Here is a 17239-nt window from a genome sequence, read left to right as displayed (position 1 = left end):
TGCTGGCGCGAGGATTTGCTTTCGACGCAGACCGCCCCGCCCGAGGCCGCGACTGCACACCCGCGCGCAGGGTGTAAACGCGCTCTCAAGGCGCAGTCCCGGCAGCGCTGAGCTCGCGCGCGGCGCGCAGCCGCGCGGCGGGGAACTCGATGCTGAACGTGGCCCCCTCGCCCAGCAGGCTGGCCACGCGCAGCACGGCGCCGTGGCGCTGCGCCACGTGCTTGACGATGGCCAGGCCCAGGCCGGTGCCGCCGGTGTCGCGCGAGCGGCTGCGGTCCACGCGGTAAAAGCGCTCGGTGATGCGCGCCAGGTGCTCGGGCGCGATGCCCGGGCCGCTGTCGGTGACGCAAAAGCGCGCGCCACCGCCGGGCTGCGCCTCCCAGCAGACGGTAATGGAGCCGCCCGCCGGCGTGTAGCGCACGGCGTTGTTGACCAGGTTGGTCAAGGCGCTTTGCAGCTCGCCGGCGCTGCCCGCGACCTGGCCGGCCGCCTCGGCCTGCGCGGCATCCGGAAAGGCGATGTGGTGCGCCCGGGCGCCCTGGGTCAGCGCGGCCGACAGCGCCCTGGCTTCATCGTGGCAGTGGCGCAGCAGCTCGCGCACGCTGACCCAGTCCTGGCGCCCGGGCAGCGGGCTGCCCTCCAGGCGCGACAGGGTCAGCAGGTCCTGCACCAGGCGCTGCATGCGCTCGCCCTGGCGCGCCATCAGGCCCAGGTAGCGATCGCGCTCGGCAGCGGACAGCGGCAGGGTCTGCAGCGTCTCGACGAAGCCGATCAGCACCGTGAGCGGCGTGCGGATCTCGTGCGAGACGTTGGCCACGAAGTCGCGGCGCATGGCCTCGGCCTGCTCCAGCTGGGTGATGTCGCGCGACAGCAGCAGGCGCCGCCCGTCGCCATAGGGGTGCAGATGCACGGCAATGCGCACCGGCCGCGACGGCGTGCTGCCGCGCCCGGGCAACACCACGCCCGGCGCGTGGTCGCCGCCGGCCAGGTACGCGGCGAACTCGGGCTCGCGCACCAGGTTGCCGATGGACTGCAGCGCGTCGCGCGTGGCGTCCAGGCCGAAGTGCTCCTCGGCCATCTGGTTACACCATTCGATGTGGCCGCCGGCGTCCAGCAGCGTCACGCCGTTGGGCGAGGCCTGCAGCGCGGCCAGGATGTCGTCCAGCCGGCCCTGGCTGGCCTGCTCGCGCCGCTGGCCGTCGCGCAGCAGGCGCCGGGCGCGCTCGGCGGCCTCGGCCCAGGGGCCGTGCAGGCGGGGCAGCGCCTCGCCGGGCTCGCCGCTGCGCAGCCAGGCCAGCAGGCGCGCCGCCGCCCAGCTGTCCGCGGCCAGCCACAGCCAGGCGCCCAGTGCGGCGCCCGCCGCCGCGCCCCAGGCGCGTGCCAGCCACCAGCCGGCCGCGGCGCCGGCCAGCTGGCACAGGGTCAGAACGAACAGGCGCAACAGCATGGCGGGTTTGCTATGGTTTGAGTAGCTGCTTGCGCTTGATTGACGAGGGTTTCGGCATCAAATGACTTTGAAACCCTTGCCGTACAAGCGGCAGCAGCTATTGTTTTGATAGTCCAGTTGCGCTCACGCCTGGGCATCGACCGCGGCCTCGGCGGTGAGCCGATAGCCGGCGCCGCGCACGGTCTGCACCAGGCGCCCGGCGCTGCCCAGGGCTTCGCGCAGGCGCTTGATGTGCACATCCACCGTGCGCTCCTCGATGAAGACGTGGTCGCCCCAGACCTTGTCCAGCAGCTGCGCGCGGCTGTGCACGCGCTCGGGGTGCTTCATGAGGTAGTGCAGCAGGCGAAATTCCGTCGGCCCCACCTTGAGCGGCTCGCCCTGCCAGCTGACGCGGTGGGTGGCCGCGTCCAGCACCAGCGCGCCAATGGCCACGCTGTCGCTGAGCTGCTCGGGCGCGCGCCGGCGCAGCACGGCGCGCATGCGCGCCAGCAGCTCCTGGGTGGAAAAGGGCTTGGTCACGTAGTCGTCGGCGCCGGCGTCCAGCCCGGCGACCTTGTCGGGCTCGTCGCCACGCGCGGTCAGCATCAGGATGGGCACGGCCTTGGTGCGGCTGTCGGCGCGCCAGCGTCGGGCCAGCTGCAGGCCGCTCATGCCCGGCAGCATCCAGTCCAGCAAGATGACATCGGGCAGCACGGCGTCCAGCTCGCGCTGGGCGGATTCGCCGTCTTCGGCCCACACGGGCGCAAAGCCGTTGTGGCGCAGGTTCACGGCGATGAGTTCGGCGATCGGCGGCTCGTCCTCGACGATGAGCACGCGGGGCAGTTTCTTGGTCATCGGGTGCGGGGGTGCGTGTTCAGCCCAGTGCGGACTCGATCTCGTGCAGCGCGCGGTGGCGCACGTCGCGCCCCTCCACCAGGTAGATGATCAGCTCGGCCACGTTCTTGGAGTGGTCGCCGATGCGCTCGATGGCCTTGGCCAGGAACAGCAGGTCCAGGCTGGGCGAGATCTTGCGCGGGTCTTCCATCATGTAGGTGATGAGCTTGCGCACGAAGCCGTCGAACTCCTGGTCGATCAGGTCGTCCTCCTTCAGGATGGCCAGCGCGGCACGCGTGTCCAGCCGCGCAAACGCGTCCAGCGCCTTGCGCAGCAGGCCCGAGGCGAGATCTGCCGCCACGCGCAGGTCGCTGGTGGGCAGGGCGCGGGCGGCGCCGCTGTCGATGATGGACAGGCACATGCGCGCCATGCGCGTGGCCTCGTCGCCCATGCGCTCCAGGTTGGCCGTGGCCTTGGAAAAGGCCATCAAGAGGCGCAGGTCGCGCGCCGTGGGCTGGCGCCGGGCAATGATGGTGGTCAGCTCATGGTCGATCTCGACTTCCATGGCGTTCACGCGCTGCTCCAGCGTCTCCACCTCCTGCGCCGCCTCGGGGCTGAAGTGCGACAGCGCGTGGATGGCCTGGCGGATCTGCGACTCCACCAGCCCGCCCAGCTCCATGACACGGGCGGAAATCGCGTTCAACTCGCTGTCGAACTGCGTGGAAAGGTGCTTCTCGGTCATTTCTTTTCCTCAGGTCTCAAGAGCCTGCAACGCCCTGCTACTGGCATGCGCCAAGCCAAGGCCGCCGCGCTTTGGATCCCCCGCCGCGCTGAGCAAAGTCCCCCTCTGGGGGGAAGCGGCGCAGCCGCTCAGGGGGGTCATCCAAATCTTCCGGTGATGTAGTCCTCGGTCTCCTTGCGCTGGGGCTTGAAGAACATGGCCTCGGTCTCGCCGAACTCCACCAAGTCGCCCAGGTACATGTAGGCCGTGTAGTCGCTGCAGCGCGCGGCCTGCTGCATGTTGTGCGTGACGATGACCACCGTGTAGTCGTTCTTCAGCTCGGCGATCAGCTCCTCGATCTTCGCGGTGGAGATCGGGTCCAGCGCCGAGCACGGCTCGTCCAGCAGCAGCACCTCGGGCTTGATGGCGATGCCGCGGGCGATGCACAGGCGCTGCTGCTGGCCGCCCGACAGGCCGGAGCCGCTTTGGTGCAGCTTGTCCTTGACCTCGCCCCACAGCGCGGCCTTCTTCAGCGCCCACTCCACGCGCTCTTCCATGTCGGTGGCGTTCAGGCGCTCGAACAGCTTCACGCCGAAGGCGATGTTGTCGTAGATGGACATCGGGAAGGGCGTGGGCTTTTGGAACACCATGCCCACCTTGGCGCGGATCAGCGCCACGTCCTCGCGGCTGGTCAGCAGGTCCTGCCCGTCCAGCAGGATCTGCCCTTCGGCGCGCTGCTCGGGGTACAGCTCGAACATGCGGTTGAAGGTGCGCAAGAGCGTGGACTTGCCGCAGCCGGACGGCCCGATGAAGGCCGTGACCTTGTTTTCCGGGATGTCCAGGTGGATGTTCTTGAGCGCATGAAAGCGCCCGTAATAGAAGTTCAGGTCGCGCACGGTGAGCTTGGCGCGCGGGGGCTCGAAGGTCCGGGTGGAGGGCATCAAAACTCTCGCTAGGGAAATCGTTGCGTTGTCTTATTTCTGCCGCGCCAGCACGCGCGCCAGGATGTTCAGGGCCAGCACGGCCAGCGTGATCAAGAACACCGCCGCCCAGGCCAGCTGCTGCCAGTTCTCGTAGGGGCTCATGGCGAACTTGAAGATGGTCACCGGCAGGCTGGCCATGGGCTTGGACAGGTCGCCGTTCCAGAACTGGTTGTTCAACGCGGTAAAGAGCAGCGGCGCCGTTTCGCCGGCGATGCGCGCCACGGCCAGCAGCACGCCGGTGATGACGCCGGCGCGCGCCGCGCGCAGCGTCACCAGGGTGATGACCTTCCACTTGGGCGTGCCCAGGGCGTAGGCCGCCTCGCGCAGGCTGGCGGGCACCAGCAGCAGCATGTTCTCGGTGGTGCGGATGACCACCGGAATGACGATCAGCGCCAGGGCCAGGATGCCGGCCCAGGCGGAGAAGCTCTTGAAGCGCACGACCACCACCGCATAGACGAACAGGCCGATGACGATGCTGGGGGCCGACAGCAGGATGTCGTTGACAAAGCGCGTGGTGGCGGCCAGCCAGCCGCGCGGGTGGTATTCCGCCAGGTACACCCCGGCCATGATGCCGATGGGCGTGCCCACGAAGGTCGCCAGCGCCACCATGACGAACGAGCCGAAGAGGGCGTTGGCCAGGCCGCCGGCCTCGCCCGGCGGCGGCGTCATCTGGGTGAACAGCGCCAGGCTCAGGCCGCCCAGGCCCAGGCGGACGGTCTCCCACAAGATCCAGACCAGCCAGAACACGCCAAAGGCCATGGCCAGCAGCGACAGCGTGAGCGCCACCTGGTTCACGCGCTTGCGCGCCGCGTAGCGCGTGGCGCGCACCTGGGCCAGGTCGGCGGCGGCGATCAGCCGCTGCGAGGTGCGGGTGTCGGTGGCGGTGTTCATGCGCGCGCTCCTTCGCTCTTTTTCAGCCGCGCCAGCAGCAGCTTGGACAGCGACAGCACGACGAAGGTGATGAAGAACAGCACCAGCCCCAGGTAGATCAGCGAGGCCTGGTGCAGGCCCTGGGCGGCCTCGGCGAACTCGTTGGCCAGGGCCGAGGTGATGCTATTGGCCGCGTCGAAGACCGACAGCGTATTGAGCTGGTTCATGTTGCCGATGACGAAGGTGACGGCCATGGTCTCGCCCAGGGCGCGGCCCAGGCCCAGCATCACTCCGCCCAGCACGCCGGACTTGGTATAGGGCAGCACCACCTTCCAGACCACCTCCCAGGTGGTGGCGCCCAGGCCGTAGGCAGACTCCTTGAGCAGCGCCGGCGTGACCTCGAACACGTCGCGCATCACCGAGGCGATGAACGGGATGATCATGATCGCCAGGATGATCCCGGCCGACAGGATGCCGATGCCCACCGGCGGGCCCGACACCAGTGCGCCGAAGTACGGCACGCCCGACAGCAGCGCCTGCAGCGGCTGCTGCACCCAGGTGGCCAGGATGGGCCCGAAGACCATCAGCCCCCACATGCCGTAGACGATGGAAGGCACCGCCGCCAGCAGCTCCACGGCCGTGCCCAGCGGGCGCTTGAGCCAGGCCGGCGAGAGCTCCGTCAGGAACAGCGCGATGCCGAAGCTGACCGGCACGGCGATCAGCAGGGCGATGAACGACGTGGCCAGCGTGCCGTAGATCATGACCAGGCCGCCGTACTCGTCCTTGACCGGGTCCCACACGCTGCTGGTCAGAAAGCCCAGGCCGTAGGCCTGGATGGAAGGCCAGGCGCCATGCACCAGCGAGGCCATGATGCCCAGCAGCAGCGCCAACGTGAGCAGCGCCGCGCCGCGCGCCAGCGCGCCGAAGATGCGGTCCACCAGCACGCCGGAGACCATCGGCCGGCGCGCAGGCGGGGCACTGGGGGAAAGCCGGCGGGCCGCTTCGAGCGGGGCCGCCTGGGGGGCTGCTGGCAGCATGGTGGACACGTCCGTTGCCTGGGATGGTGGGGTTGCAAGGCAGCCGGCCGGCCCGTGCAGGGCGGGCCGGCGCGCCAGCTTACTTCAGCGAAATGGCCTGGCCGGAGGCGTCCTTGATGTCGCCCCAGGACTTGGCGATCACGCCCTTGACGCTTTCGGGCATGGCCACGTAGTCCAAGTCGGAGGCGGTCTTGTCGCCGCTCTTGTAGGCCCACTCGAAGAACTTGAGCGCCGTGGCGGCCTGCACCGGCTTGTCCTGCGCCTTGTGCATCAGGATGAAGGTGGCCGACGTGATGGGCCAGGCGTCCGGGCCGGGCTGGTTGGTCAGGATCTGGTAGAAGCTTTTCGCCCAGTCAGCGCCTGCGGCAGCAGCCTTGAAGGAGGCCTCGTCCGGCGAGACGAAGTGGCCGGCGCTGTTTTGCATCTGCGCGTAGGTCAGCTTGTTTTGCTTGACATAGGCGTACTCCACGTAGCCGATGGAATTGGGCAGGCGGCCCACGAAGGCGGCCACGCCCTCGTTGCCCTTGCCGCCCGCGCCCAGGGGCCAATTCACCGCCGTGCCCTCGCCCACCTTGGCCTTCCAGTCGGCGTTGGTCTTGGACAGGTAGTTGGTGAAGCCGAACGTCGTGCCCGAGCCGTCGGCGCGGCGCACCGGGGCGATGGCCGCGTCGGGCAGGGCCACGCCGGGGTTCAGCGCGCGGACGGCCTCATCGTTCCACTTGGTGATCTTGCCCAGGTAGATGTCGCCGATGACCTGGCCATTGAGCTTGAGCTGCCCCGGCTGGATGCCCTTGATATTGACCACCGGCACGATGCCACCGATCACCGTGGGGAACTGCACCAGGCCCTTGGCCGTCAGCTCCTCGTCCTTGAGCGGCGCATCAGACGCACCGAAGTCCACCGTCTTGGCCTCGATCTGGCGCAGGCCGGCCCCCGAGCCCACCGACTGGTAGTTGATCTTCACGCCCGTGGCCTTGTGGTAGTCGGCGGCCCACTTGGAGTACAGCGGCGCGGGGAAGCTGGCGCCCGCGCCCGTTGCTTCCTGCTGCGCCCAGGCGCCGCCTGCCGCGCCCATGGCCACCACACCAGACACCAGAACCCGAATCGCGGAGAGTTTCATGAAGAAGACCTCGTGGTTGAAAAAAAGCGGTATGCCGGGACTGTAGGAATCGTTTGTGACAGGTGCATGACACGCGGCGCAGCCGTCACAACGGTGGTTTTTCCACGCGACGCCGGTGCCGCGCCGCTGTCACATAACCGTCGCAGGCGCTGCGTAGGCTGCGCAGCCGCTGCCGATGCCGGCGCAGCGCATACGGAAGACCCCCATGCACCGCCACCCCTCACTCCAGACCGCCCCAGCCCCCGCCCTGCGCCGCCGCACCCTGCTGCAGGCCGCCGGCCTGGGCGCCGCCGCTGCCGCCCTGCCGCGCGCCCGGGCCCAGGACGAGCGCCCGCTCGCCGTGGCGCAGATCGTCGATCTGTCGGCACGCCAGCAGGACGTGAGCCGCGACTTCCTGATCGGCTCGCGCGCCGCCTGGGCCGACTTCAATGCCCGCGGCGGGCTGCGCGGCCAGCCGGTGCAGCACCTGGTGCTGGAGACCGATGGCTCGGCCGCCGCCACGCGCGCCGCCTGGCAGGCCGCGCACCAGCACGCGGGCTGCGTCGCGCTGTCGGGCTGCGCGGGCGACGGCGCCGCCGCTGCCCTGGCCCAGCTGCAGGGCGCCAGCGCCGGCTTGGCCCTGGTCGCGCCCTGGCTGCACCGGCAGTGGCAGGACGAGGGCGACACGGTGTTCACCATCTTTCCCGACTACCAGGCCCAGATCGGCCACGCCGTGCGTTCGCTGGCGGCCGTGGGCGTGCAGCAGGCGGGCGTGGTGTTTGCCCACCCTGCCCTGCAGCAGCAGCTGCAGGCCTCGGTGCTGCAGGCCGGCGTGGCCATGGGGCTGCGCACCCAGGTGCTGACGGCCGCGCCGGGCCGCGCTGCGCCGCCCGTGATCGTGCTGTTCGTGGGCGGCACGCCCGAGCTGCACGAGTATCTGGCCGCCCTGGAGCTGCCGCGCGGGCGCCAGTGCTACGTGGTGGCTCTGGCCGACGTGAACCTGCAGGTGCTGGCCCAGCTGGGCGGCGCGCGGCGCAACGTGCCGGTGATCGCCACCCAGCCGGTGCCGCTGGTCACCGCCGGCCTGCCCATCGTGCGCGCCTATCGCGACGTGCTGGGCCGGCTGTACGACGAGCCGCCCTCGCCCCAGGGGCTGGCCGGCTTCATCGCCGCGCGCTACACGGCCGAGGTGCTGGCCTCGGCGGCCGGCCCGCTGCACCGCGCCAGCGTGCTGGCCGCCTTCAGAAAGCGCCGCGAGGTGCAGCTGGGCGGCTACGTGGTGGCCTACCAGGGCCGGCGCCTGGCCAGCGGCGTGGTCACGCAGAGCATGCTGGCGGGCGACGGCCGCATCGTCGGCTAGCCGCCTGTTCACCCCCGCGGCGGCGCTACCATGCGGCCCCGCCAAAGAAACCGCGCTGAACGCGCTCATTCATGCAAGACGGAACACTGCTTGCGGCCGTGGACCTGGGGTCCAACAGCTTTCGCCTCGAAATCGGCCGCCTCGAGCACGGCCTCATCCACCGCGTCGAATACCGCAAGGAAACCGTGCGCCAGGGCGGCGATCTGGACGACGAACGCAACCTGTCGCCGGCGGCCATGCAGCGCGGCTGGGACTGCCTGGCGCGCTTTGCCGAGCGCCTGGCCGGCTTTGCGCCCGCCCGGGTGCGCGCCGTGGCCACCCAGACGCTGCGCGAGGCGCGCAACCGCGAGGAGTTCATTCGCCGCGGCAGCGCCATCCTGGGTTTTCCCATCGAGGTGGTCTCGGGCCCGGAAGAGGCGCGGCTGATCTACCAGGGCGTTGCGCGCCTGCTGCCGCAGTCGAACGAGCGCCGGCTGGTGGTGGACATCGGCGGGCGCTCCACCGAGCTGATCCTGGGGCAGCAGTTCACGGCTGCCGCCGTGGCCTCCTGCCGCGTGGGCAGCGTGGCTTGGTCGGGGCGCTATTTTGCCGGCGGCGACTTGACGCGCGAGGCCTTTGCCGCCGCCGAGACGGCCGCCCGCGCCGTGCTGGACGAAGTGGCCCAGGCCTACCACGCCAGCCACTGGGATGTGGCCTATGGCTCGTCGGGCACCATGGGCGCGGTAGGCACGGTGCTGGCCGCGGCCGGCCATGGCGAGGGCCTGATCACCCGCGCCGGCCTGGACTGGCTGCACGAGCAGCTGCTGCGCGCGCGCCACGCCGACCGGGTGAAGCTGGACGGCCTGAAGGACGACCGCCGCCCGGTCATCGGCGGGGGCGTGAGCATCGTGCGCGCCCTGTTCGACCTGCTGGGCCTGGAGCAGATCACCGTGGCCCAGGGCGCGCTGCGCCAGGGTGCGCTGTACGACCTGCTCGAGCGCGAGCAACCCGGCGCCGACCTGCGCTCGGCCAGCGTGCAGGGCCTGGTGCAGCGCTTTGGCGTGGACGAGGCGCAGGCCGCGCGCGTGGCGCAGCTGGCCGGCCGGCTGTTCGCGCAGGCCGCGCCCGCCGGCAGCGAGGACGCCGCGCGCCAGCTGCAGTGGGCTGCCCGGCTGCACGAGATCGGCGGGCGCATCTCGCACGAGGGTTACCACCGCCACGGCGCCTACATCCTGGCCCATGCAGACGCAGCAGGCTTTGCCCAGGCCGAGCTGCAGGCCCTGGGCCAGCTGGTGCTGGGCCACCGCGGCAAGCTGCGCAAGCTGGAGGCCGCTCTGGCCGACCCGGCGCTGGCCCTGCAGCTGATGTGCCTGCGCACCGCCGTGGCGCTGTGCCACGCCCGCCGCGCGCCCGACGTGGACGGGCTGCAGCTGCAGCTGCAGGGCAGCCGCTGCACCGTGCGCACGCGCCCGGGCTGGGCCCGGGCCTATCCGCAGTCGGCCCACCTGCTGAGCGAGGAGGCACTGGCCTGGCAGAAGACGCCGTGGGACTACCACGCCGAGCTGGCGTGAATATGCATGAAATCTGCCTCTAGCGCCCGTCAGTCAAGCGCTGGCAGCTATCAAAACAATAGTTGCCAGGCCACGGGCCGCCTGCCGCAGCACCCCGGGCGCGCGCCCCTCACAGGCCCGCGCCGCCCTTGAGGGCCGGCGTGCGCGGCGCGTAGCGCGCCATCAGCGCCGCCTGGGCGCCGCAGCCGTCCAGGGCGCGGGGGGCGCGCGTGTAGCCGCCGTCGCCCGCCAGCGTCCAGGCGTCGCGGTCGTCGTGCAGGTAGGCGACCAGGCACTCGTCGATGATGCGCTGGCGCAGCCTGGCATCGGTCACGGGCCAGGCGACTTCGACGCGGCGCAGCATGTTGCGGTTCATCCAGTCGGCGCTGGACAGGTACAGGTCTTCCTGATCGCCGCTGCGAAAGTAAAAGACCCGCGTGTGCTCCAGGAAGCGGCCGATGACCGAGCGCACGCGGATGCGCTCCGTCATGCCTGCCACCTGCGCCGGCAGCATGCAGGCGCCGCGCACGATCAGGTCCACGCTGGCGCCGCGCCGGGCGGCGCGCACCAGCGCCGCCATCAGGGCCTCGTCGGTCAGCGCGTTCATCCGGGCCACGATGCGCCCCCCCTCGCCGCGCTCGGCGGCCAGGCCGGCGGCGTCGATCTTCTCGATCATGCGCCGCTGCAGATCGAACGGCGCGAGCAGCAGGCGCTTGAGTTTGGGCACGCGGTTCTGGTTGGCCAGGTGGTCGAACACGGCGTCCATGTCGGCGGTGAGGTGCAGGTCGGCCGTGAGGTGGCTCAGGTCGGTGTACAGCCGCGCGGTGCGCGGGTTGTAGTTGCCGGTGGACAGGTGGCCGTAGCGGCGCAGGCCGCCGCCCTCGCGCCGCGTGACCAGCAGCATCTTGGCGTGGGTCTTCAGGCCCACCACGCCATAGACCACCTGCGCGCCGATGGACTCCAGCGCCTCGGCCCAGTTGATGTTGGCTTCTTCGTCGAAGCGGGCCTTCAGCTCCACCACGGCCATCACCTCCTTGCCGCGGCGCACGGCCTCGCGCAGCAGCTCCATCTGTTCGGCGTCGGCGCCGGTGCGGTAGATGGTCTGCTTGATGGCCAGCACCTGCGGGTCGTGCGCGGCTTCGCGCAGAAAGGCCAGCACGCCATCGAAGCTCTCAAACGGCTGGTGGATGAGCACGTCGCGCCGGCGCAGCCGCGCCAGGATGCCGCCGGCGCGCGGCAGCTGCGCCGGCCAGGCCGGCCGCCAGGCGGGAAAGAGCAGCGCCGGCTGGTTGATCAGGTCCACCAGCTGGCCCAGCCGCACCAGGTTCACCGGCCCGGGCACGCGGTACAGCGCGGCCGCCGGCAGCTCGAACTGCGAGCGCAGAAAGTCCGCCAGGAAATCCGAGCAGCCGGCCGACACCTCCAGCCGCACCGCCCGGCCGTAGTGGCGGTGCTGCAGGCCCTGGCGCAGGGCGGTGCGCAGGTTGCGCACGTCTTCCTCGTCCACGGCCAGGTCGGAGTGGCGCGTGACGCGGAACTGCGAGACCTCCACCACCTGCCGCGCCGCAAACAGCTCCGCCAGGTGCGCGCGGATGACGCTGGACAGGCTGACGAACGTGGTGCCAGGCGCCGCCCCCTTGGCCGGCAGCCGCAGGATGCGCTGCAGGGCGCGGGGCACCTTCACGATGGCAATCTGGTTTTCGCGCCCGAAGGCGTCGCCGCCGCGCAGGCGCACGATGAAGTTGAGCGACTTGTTGGCCACCTGCGGGAAGGGGTGGGCCGGGTCCAGCCCCACGGGGATCAAGAGCGGCCGCACCTCGCGCGCAAAGTGCTCGCGCACCCAGCGCCGCTGCGCGGGCGTGCGTTCGCTGTGCGCGGCGATGCGAATGCCCAGCGCTGCAAAGGCGGGCATCAGCGAATCGTTGTACAGCGCGTACTGGCGCGCCACCAGTGCCTGGGCCTTGAGCGCCAGCGCCTCGAAGGCGCTGACGCCGCACAGGCCCGGGGCGCTGCCATTCGGGGCCATGCCCAGGTGGGCGGCCGCCCGCACCTCAAAGAATTCATCGAGGTTGGACGAGACGATGCACAGGTAGCGCAGGCGTTCGAGCAGAGGCACGTCCTCGCGCACGGCCCAGTCCAGCACGCGTTCGTTGAAGGCCAGGATGCTGTGGTCGCGGTCCAGCAGGACCAGAGCCGAGCCACCAGAGGCGCCCGGCGGCACCACCTCGCCCTGCACGGTGTGTTCGACGGAGGGCGAAGGCTGCAGCAGGGACATCATTGCGCGGGCGAGAAAGAAAGATGCTTTCGCCAGTGTCGGCAGGCCCGGTGACATTTTCATGACAGGCACAGCCGCCGGCAGCTCACCGTTGTTTGCGATGCTTCCTAGCTGATGCGTGTAACTACTGTTGCTGTAAGAGCAACAATTAGGTACAAATTGAGGTTTTGCCGTTCGCCCTCGGCTTCCTTGCCCTGCCATGTCCCTCATGCCCGACGCCCTGGCTGTGCCGCCAGGACAGTCCTCCACGCTGGCGCTGCAACGCATTTTGCGCGAGCAGCAGACCTTGCTGGACAGCGCAGGCGTGGGCATCGTCTTCATCCGCCACCGCGCCGTAGTGCGCTGCAACCAGCGCTATGCGGAGATCTTCGGCCTGCACTCGCCCAGCGACGCGGTGGGCCGCAGCAGCGAGGCCCTGCACCCCAGCCGCGAGGCTTTTCGCGAACTGGGGCGCGCCGCCTATCCGGTGCTGGCCCAGGGCCTGACCTACCGCACCGAGCGCCAGATGCGGCGCACCGGCGGCCCGCTGTTCTGGGCCCATCTGACGGGGCGGCTGATCAATCCGGCCGACAGCGCGGAGGGCTCGATCTGGATCGTTGACGACATCGATGAGCAAAAGCGCGCGCAGGCCCGCCTCAGCGCGTCGGAGCGCGAAAAGCAGATGCTGTTCGACCACGCCATGGTCGGCATCGTGGTGCTGCGCGAGCGCCACCTGGCCCGCTGCAACCGCCACTTCGAGCGGATGCTGGGCTACGGACCCGGCGAGCTGCTGGGCCTGAGCTCGCGCCACTGGTACCTGAGCGAAACGGACTGGCAGCGTGCAGGAGAGCAGTGCTATGCGCCCATCGGGCTGGGCCAGGATTACGAGGGCGAGATGACGCTGCGCGCCAAGGACGGGCGCGCCGTGGTCTGCGAGGTGCGCAGCCGCGCCATGGACCCGCAGGACCTGTCCCAGGGCACGCTGTGGATCGTGCTGGACGTGAGCGAGCGGCTGCGCATCCAGGCGCAGCTGGCGCACATGCACGGGGCGCTGGAGCAGCAGGTGCGCGAGCGCACGCAGGAGCTGCGCGAGACCGTGGCCGACCTGCACCGCGAGATCGAGCAGCGCAAGCACGACCAGGAACGCATCCACTGGATGGCGCACTACGACGCTCTTACCGGCTTGCCCAACCGCGTGCTGCTGGCCGAGCGCGGCCAGGAAGCAGTGCGCCTGGCGCGCGAGGGCGGCCAGCCGCTGGCGGTGATGTTCCTGGACCTGGACAACTTCAAGCACGTCAATGACTCGCTGGGCCACCGCGCGGGCGACGCCCTGCTGATGGAGATCGCCCAGCGCCTGCGCGGCACCGTGCGCGAGCGCGACACCGTGGCGCGCCTGGGCGGCGACGAGTTCGTGCTGCTGCTGGTGGGCGCCAACGCCCAGGGCGCCGCCCGCGTGGCGGCCAAGATGCAGGAGGCCGCCCGCCAGCCGCTGCAGCTGGGCCGCCACGAGCTGTGCATGTCCCCGTCCATGGGCATCGCCCTGTTTCCCGATCACGGCGAGGATTTCGACACGCTCATCCAGGCGGCCGATACGGCCATGTACCGCGCCAAGGCCGAGGGCCGCAACGGCTACCGCTTCTTTTCGCCGCGCATGCAGGCCCAGTCGGCTCGCGCGCTGGCGCTGACCAACGCCCTGCGCCGGGCGCTGGAGCGCGAGCAGCTGACGTTGCTCTACCAGCCGCAGGTGTGCCTGAACACCGGCGCCATCTGCGGCGTGGAAGCGCTGGTGCGCTGGAACCACCCCGAGCTGGGTGCCATCGGGCCGGCAGAGTTCATCCCGATTGCCGAGAACAGCGGGCAGATCGTGGTCATCGGCGAATGGGTGCTGCGCACCGCCGTGGCCCAGCTCAAGCGCTGGCATGACCAGGGCCTGCCGCCGCTGACCATGGCCGTCAACCTGTCGGCGGCGCAGTTTCGCCACCCGCAGCTGCCCGAGCTCATCGCCCAGCTGCTGGCCGGGCATGGCCTGCCCGGTGACCGGCTGGAGCTGGAGCTGACCGAGAACGTGGCCATCGACGACCCGGAGGCCGCCGCACAGATCATGGACCGCATGCACGCCCAGGGCGTACGCCTGTCGGTGGACGACTTCGGCACCGGCTACTCATCGCTCAGTCAGCTCAAGCGTTTTCGCATCCACCGGCTGAAGATCGACCAGTCCTTCGTGCGCGACCTGGGCCACGACGGCAACGACCGGGCCATCGTCATCGCCATCATCCGCATGGCCCAGGCCCTGGGGATGCGCACCACCGCCGAGGGCGTGGAAACGCCCGCGCAACTGGCCTTCCTGCGCGAGCAGGGCTGCGAGGAGGCCCAGGGCTACCACTTCGCCAAACCCATGCCGGCCGCGGCGCTGCAGGAGGCGCTGGGGCGGGCCGGCCGCCACTGAAGGCCGCCACAACGCAAAAGGCGCTGCAACCTTGAGAGTTGCAGCGCCTTCGCTTATCTGGGGTGGCTGATGGGGCTCGAACCCACGACAACAGGAATCACAATCCTGGACTCTACCAACTGAGCTACAGCCACCGTAGCCACGCATTGTAGCGTGGAAAAATCAGCCTTTTGGCAAAACGCATTAATTCAGTGCTTCGCCCTGTGCAGAGGTCTCGGCGCTGGGGCGCGCAGCCTTGATCTGGACCTTGAATTTCTGCTTGAGGACTTCGTAGTACGCCAGCGCCTCGGCCGTGGACCAGGTGCGGTCGTATTGCTGGCGCTCCATCGCCAGGCGGGCTTCGTCCAGGCCTTCGCGCGGCACGATGCGGTTGAGCTTGAGCACGGCGTAGCCGTCCGGGCCCAGGTCCACGCCCACCCAGGCCGGCAGGCCGTCCACCGGCGCGTGCAGCGCGGCGTCCACGAGGGCGCGCGGCTGGCCGTGAAGCTGCTCGCGCGAGACGACCACGGGCTGGCCCAGGCCAGCGGCAGCGCTGGCGTTGTCCTTCCAGGCGGCCAGCCTGGCCGTGCCCTCCTCGCGGGCCAGTTCGGCAGACTTGGAAGCCAAATACAAGGTACGGGCCTTGCCCTGCGCCTGGTCCAGCGGCAGGGTCATCGCGGGCTGGTAGGCGGTGACGCGGCCGGCGGCCAGGGTGCTGCTGGCGATCTCGACGGCCTCGGTATTGCGCTTGCTCTGCAGCGACTCAGGCTGAAACAGCGCCTCCAGGAAGCGCGGGCTGGCCAGGGCGGCTTCGGCGCCGGCAGCAGGCTGGCGGGTCACGCCCGAGGCGGTGCGCACCTTCAGGTGAAACTTCTCTGCCACCGCAGCCAGGCTGTCGGATTGCTCATAGACCCCGTTGGCGAACGCCTCGGCGGCCTCGGCGAACTTGCGCTGCGCCTGCTGCTGCTTGAGTTCGGCCTCCAGCGAAGCGCGCAGCTCTTCGAAGCTGGGCTGGCGCGGCGTCTTGATGTCGGTGAGCTGGATGATGTGATAGCCGAAGTCGCTTTCCACCACGTCGCTGATCTCGCCCTTCTTCATAGCAAACACGGCGTCCTCGAAGGGCTTGACCATGGCGCCATGGCCGAAGAAGCCCAGGTCGCCGCCTTCGGGGGCGGAGCCGGGGTCTTGCGAGTTCTTCCTGGCCACGTCGGCAAAGCTGGCGGGGGCCTTGCGCACCTCGGCCAGCAGCTGCTCGGCACGCGCCCGGGCCTTCTCGCGCTCGGCGGCCGGAGCGTCCTTGGTGGCATTGACGAGGATGTGGCTGGCGCGGCGCTCTTCCTGGCCGGCCAGGCGGGCCAGGTTTTCCTTGTAGTAGGTGCGCAGATCGTCTTCGCTCAGGGTGATGCCGGCCTTCACGGCGTCCAGGTCCAGCACCACGTATTCCACCGTGGCCTGCTCGGCCTGCTGGAATTGCGCCGGGTGCGCCTGGTAATACGCCTGCACGTCGGCGTCCGTCACCTTGACCTTGCCGGCGAAATCCGCCGCCTTGAACTGCGCCACCTGGATCTCGCGGCGCTGCAGCAGTGCGTCAAAGGCCAGGGCGGCTTCAGCTGCAGCCGGCGTGGCCGTGTTCATGACGCCCCCCAGCACCTGGCTGATGGCCAGATCCTGGCGCATGCGCGTCTCAAAACCTTCGGGCGTCAGGCCCTGGGCGCCCACCAGGGCGCGGTAGGCCTCGGCGTCGAGCGTGCCGTCAGCACGCTTGAGGGCCGCAATCTGCGGGATGGCCTGCAGCTCGGCGGCCAGCCGCGCGTCGGAAGCCATCAGGTGCATCTTGCTGGCAGCCGTCTGCAGCACGCGGTCGCGCACCAGGCGCTCCAGCGTGGCATAGCGGGCCTGGGGCGAATCAAGCAGCTTGCCGTCAATGCCGGGCGACTGGGCACGGATGCGGTCACTTTCCATGCGGTGGGCGTTGTCCCACTCGTCCTGCGTGATGTCCTTGCCGTCCACACGTGCCACCACGGGGCTGCCGCCCTTGAAGTAGTTGCTGTCGATGCCCACGAGGACGAACGAAGGAATGATCAGCAAGAACAGCAAGAGCATGACCAGCTTGGAGTGCTTGCGGATGGATTCGAACATGGTCGGTCAGTCTTTCAACGGCGAGGCACAAAACAAAAGGCGAACTCGCGTTCGCCTTGTGATTGATTTTTTTGGGGGATTCGGGTGGTGGGTGCTGACGGGCTCGAACCGCCGACCTACGCCTTGTAAGGGCGCCGCTCTACCAACTGAGCTAAGCACCCCCCTTCAATCTCAAATGTCAGTTCAGGGCATCCTTCAATGCCTTGCCCGGACGAAACTTCGGCACTTTAGCAGCCTTGATTTTAATCGTCGCTCCGGTGCGCGGATTGCGGCCGGTGCGCGCCGCGCGCTTGCCCACTGCAAAGGTGCCGAAACCCACCAGCGACACCGTGCCGCCGCGCTTGAGCGTCTTCTTGACCGCATCGATCGTCGACTCCAGCGCGCGCGCTGCGGCGGCCTTGGAGATGTCTGCATTGTTGGCGATGTGCTCAATCAATTCGGTCTTGTTCACAGGAAGCCTCTCGCGTAAACGGTAGGTGGAAGGTTGGTCTCGGGCGTTGTGGTCCGCTTGGGCGGCGCCGGGCGCTGCAGGGATGGCGGCGCGTGGCGAAGGGGCTGCGGC

General features: G+C 69.6%; 13 protein-coding genes and 2 tRNA genes. 3 read left to right on the top strand and 12 right to left on the bottom strand.

Annotated features, from left to right (window positions below):
- Positions 1-85 precede the first annotated feature (85 nt).
- The 7 genes from phoR to pstS all read right to left on the bottom strand — a co-directional run bounded on the left by phoR (position 86) and on the right by pstS (position 6991).
- The gene (phoR, locus tag C7H73_RS07740) at positions 86-1447 is read right to left on the bottom strand and encodes a phosphate regulon sensor histidine kinase PhoR (protein WP_106846111.1); all 1362 of its coding nucleotides are present in this window, start codon (positions 1445-1447) and stop codon (positions 86-88) included.
- Positions 1448-1570: 123 nt separating this feature from the next.
- Complete coding sequence (gene phoB / locus C7H73_RS07735) at positions 1571-2281, bottom strand: phosphate regulon transcriptional regulator PhoB (protein WP_106846110.1); 711 nt, start codon at positions 2279-2281, stop codon at positions 1571-1573.
- Positions 2282-2300: 19 nt separating this feature from the next.
- Positions 2301-3002 carry a phosphate signaling complex protein PhoU gene (phoU, locus tag C7H73_RS07730; RefSeq protein ID WP_106846109.1) on the bottom strand — a complete coding sequence of 234 codons (702 nt, stop codon included), beginning with the start codon at positions 3000-3002 and terminating at the stop codon, positions 2301-2303.
- A gap of 137 nt (positions 3003-3139) precedes the next feature.
- Entirely contained in the window at positions 3140-3922 is a 783-nt protein-coding gene (gene pstB / locus C7H73_RS07725) for a phosphate ABC transporter ATP-binding protein PstB (protein ID WP_106846108.1), read from the bottom strand.
- A gap of 33 nt (positions 3923-3955) precedes the next feature.
- Positions 3956-4855: a phosphate ABC transporter permease PstA gene (pstA, locus tag C7H73_RS07720; protein WP_106846107.1), complete on the bottom strand. Its 900-nt coding sequence runs from the start codon at positions 4853-4855 to the stop codon at positions 3956-3958.
- Positions 4852-5871: a phosphate ABC transporter permease subunit PstC gene (gene pstC, locus C7H73_RS07715; protein WP_106846106.1), complete on the bottom strand. Its 1020-nt coding sequence runs from the start codon at positions 5869-5871 to the stop codon at positions 4852-4854. Before pstC ends, pstA begins: the two co-directional genes overlap by 4 nt.
- A gap of 79 nt (positions 5872-5950) precedes the next feature.
- Complete coding sequence (gene pstS / locus C7H73_RS07710) at positions 5951-6991, bottom strand: phosphate ABC transporter substrate-binding protein PstS (RefSeq protein WP_106846105.1); 1041 nt, start codon at positions 6989-6991, stop codon at positions 5951-5953.
- A gap of 205 nt (positions 6992-7196) precedes the next feature.
- Between pstS and C7H73_RS07705 the strand changes: the two genes are divergently transcribed.
- Complete coding sequence (locus C7H73_RS07705) at positions 7197-8330, top strand: ABC transporter substrate-binding protein (protein WP_106846104.1); 1134 nt, start codon at positions 7197-7199, stop codon at positions 8328-8330.
- Between the two features lie 71 nt (positions 8331-8401).
- Positions 8402-9880 carry a Ppx/GppA phosphatase family protein gene (locus C7H73_RS07700; RefSeq protein WP_106846103.1) on the top strand — a complete coding sequence of 493 codons (1479 nt, stop codon included), beginning with the start codon at positions 8402-8404 and terminating at the stop codon, positions 9878-9880.
- A gap of 109 nt (positions 9881-9989) precedes the next feature.
- On the opposite strand, the gene ppk1 is transcribed toward C7H73_RS07700, so the two are convergent.
- The gene (gene ppk1, locus C7H73_RS07695) at positions 9990-12134 is read right to left on the bottom strand and encodes a polyphosphate kinase 1 (protein WP_405124790.1); all 2145 of its coding nucleotides are present in this window, start codon (positions 12132-12134) and stop codon (positions 9990-9992) included.
- Positions 12135-12333: 199 nt separating this feature from the next.
- Here ppk1 and C7H73_RS07690 point away from each other — a divergent pair, with 199 nt between their 5' ends.
- Positions 12334-14559 (top strand): bifunctional diguanylate cyclase/phosphodiesterase, encoded by a 2226-nt coding sequence (locus C7H73_RS07690; protein WP_106846101.1) that lies wholly within the window; start codon positions 12334-12336, stop codon positions 14557-14559.
- A gap of 58 nt (positions 14560-14617) precedes the next feature.
- Here the strand turns inward: C7H73_RS07690 and C7H73_RS07685 are convergent.
- The 4 genes from C7H73_RS07685 to C7H73_RS07670 all read right to left on the bottom strand — a co-directional run bounded on the left by C7H73_RS07685 (position 14618) and on the right by C7H73_RS07670 (position 17128).
- A tRNA-His gene (locus C7H73_RS07685) sits at positions 14618-14693 on the bottom strand.
- A gap of 49 nt (positions 14694-14742) precedes the next feature.
- On the bottom strand, positions 14743-16677 hold the full coding sequence (locus C7H73_RS07680) for a SurA N-terminal domain-containing protein (RefSeq protein ID WP_106846100.1): 1935 nt from the start codon (positions 16675-16677) through the stop codon (positions 14743-14745).
- A gap of 85 nt (positions 16678-16762) precedes the next feature.
- Positions 16763-16838 (bottom strand) — tRNA-Val (locus C7H73_RS07675).
- Positions 16839-16855: 17 nt separating this feature from the next.
- On the bottom strand, positions 16856-17128 hold the full coding sequence (locus tag C7H73_RS07670) for an HU family DNA-binding protein (protein ID WP_106846099.1): 273 nt from the start codon (positions 17126-17128) through the stop codon (positions 16856-16858).
- Positions 17129-17239 lie beyond the last annotated feature (111 nt).

The sequence above is a fragment of the Pulveribacter suum genome, from assembly GCF_003013695.1.
GTDB classification, from domain to species: Bacteria; Pseudomonadota; Gammaproteobacteria; order Burkholderiales; family Burkholderiaceae_C; genus Melaminivora; species Melaminivora suum.
This window is presented reverse-complemented; position numbering and strand designations above follow the sequence as displayed.

Excerpts from the sequence above, each read along its gene's own strand:
- phoR (WP_106846111.1), bottom strand. The coding sequence starts at position 1,447 with ATGCTGTTGCGCCTGTTCGTTCTGACCCTGTGCCAGCTGGCCGGCGCC.
- C7H73_RS07700 (WP_106846103.1), top strand. The coding sequence starts at position 8,402 with ATGCAAGACGGAACACTGCTTGCGGCCGTGGACCTGGGGTCCAACAGC.
- pstC (WP_106846106.1), bottom strand. The coding sequence starts at position 5,871 with ATGCTGCCAGCAGCCCCCCAGGCGGCCCCGCTCGAAGCGGCCCGCCGG.
- ppk1 (WP_405124790.1), bottom strand. The coding sequence starts at position 12,134 with ATGTCCCTGCTGCAGCCTTCGCCCTCCGTCGAACACACCGTGCAGGGC.
- phoU (WP_106846109.1), bottom strand. The coding sequence starts at position 3,002 with ATGACCGAGAAGCACCTTTCCACGCAGTTCGACAGCGAGTTGAACGCG.
- pstS (WP_106846105.1), bottom strand. The coding sequence starts at position 6,991 with ATGAAACTCTCCGCGATTCGGGTTCTGGTGTCTGGTGTGGTGGCCATG.
- C7H73_RS07690 (WP_106846101.1), top strand. The coding sequence starts at position 12,334 with ATGTCCCTCATGCCCGACGCCCTGGCTGTGCCGCCAGGACAGTCCTCC.
- C7H73_RS07680 (WP_106846100.1), bottom strand. The coding sequence starts at position 16,677 with ATGTTCGAATCCATCCGCAAGCACTCCAAGCTGGTCATGCTCTTGCTG.
- pstA (WP_106846107.1), bottom strand. The coding sequence starts at position 4,855 with ATGAACACCGCCACCGACACCCGCACCTCGCAGCGGCTGATCGCCGCC.
- pstB (WP_106846108.1), bottom strand. The coding sequence starts at position 3,922 with ATGCCCTCCACCCGGACCTTCGAGCCCCCGCGCGCCAAGCTCACCGTG.
- C7H73_RS07705 (WP_106846104.1), top strand. The coding sequence starts at position 7,197 with ATGCACCGCCACCCCTCACTCCAGACCGCCCCAGCCCCCGCCCTGCGC.
- phoB (WP_106846110.1), bottom strand. The coding sequence starts at position 2,281 with ATGACCAAGAAACTGCCCCGCGTGCTCATCGTCGAGGACGAGCCGCCG.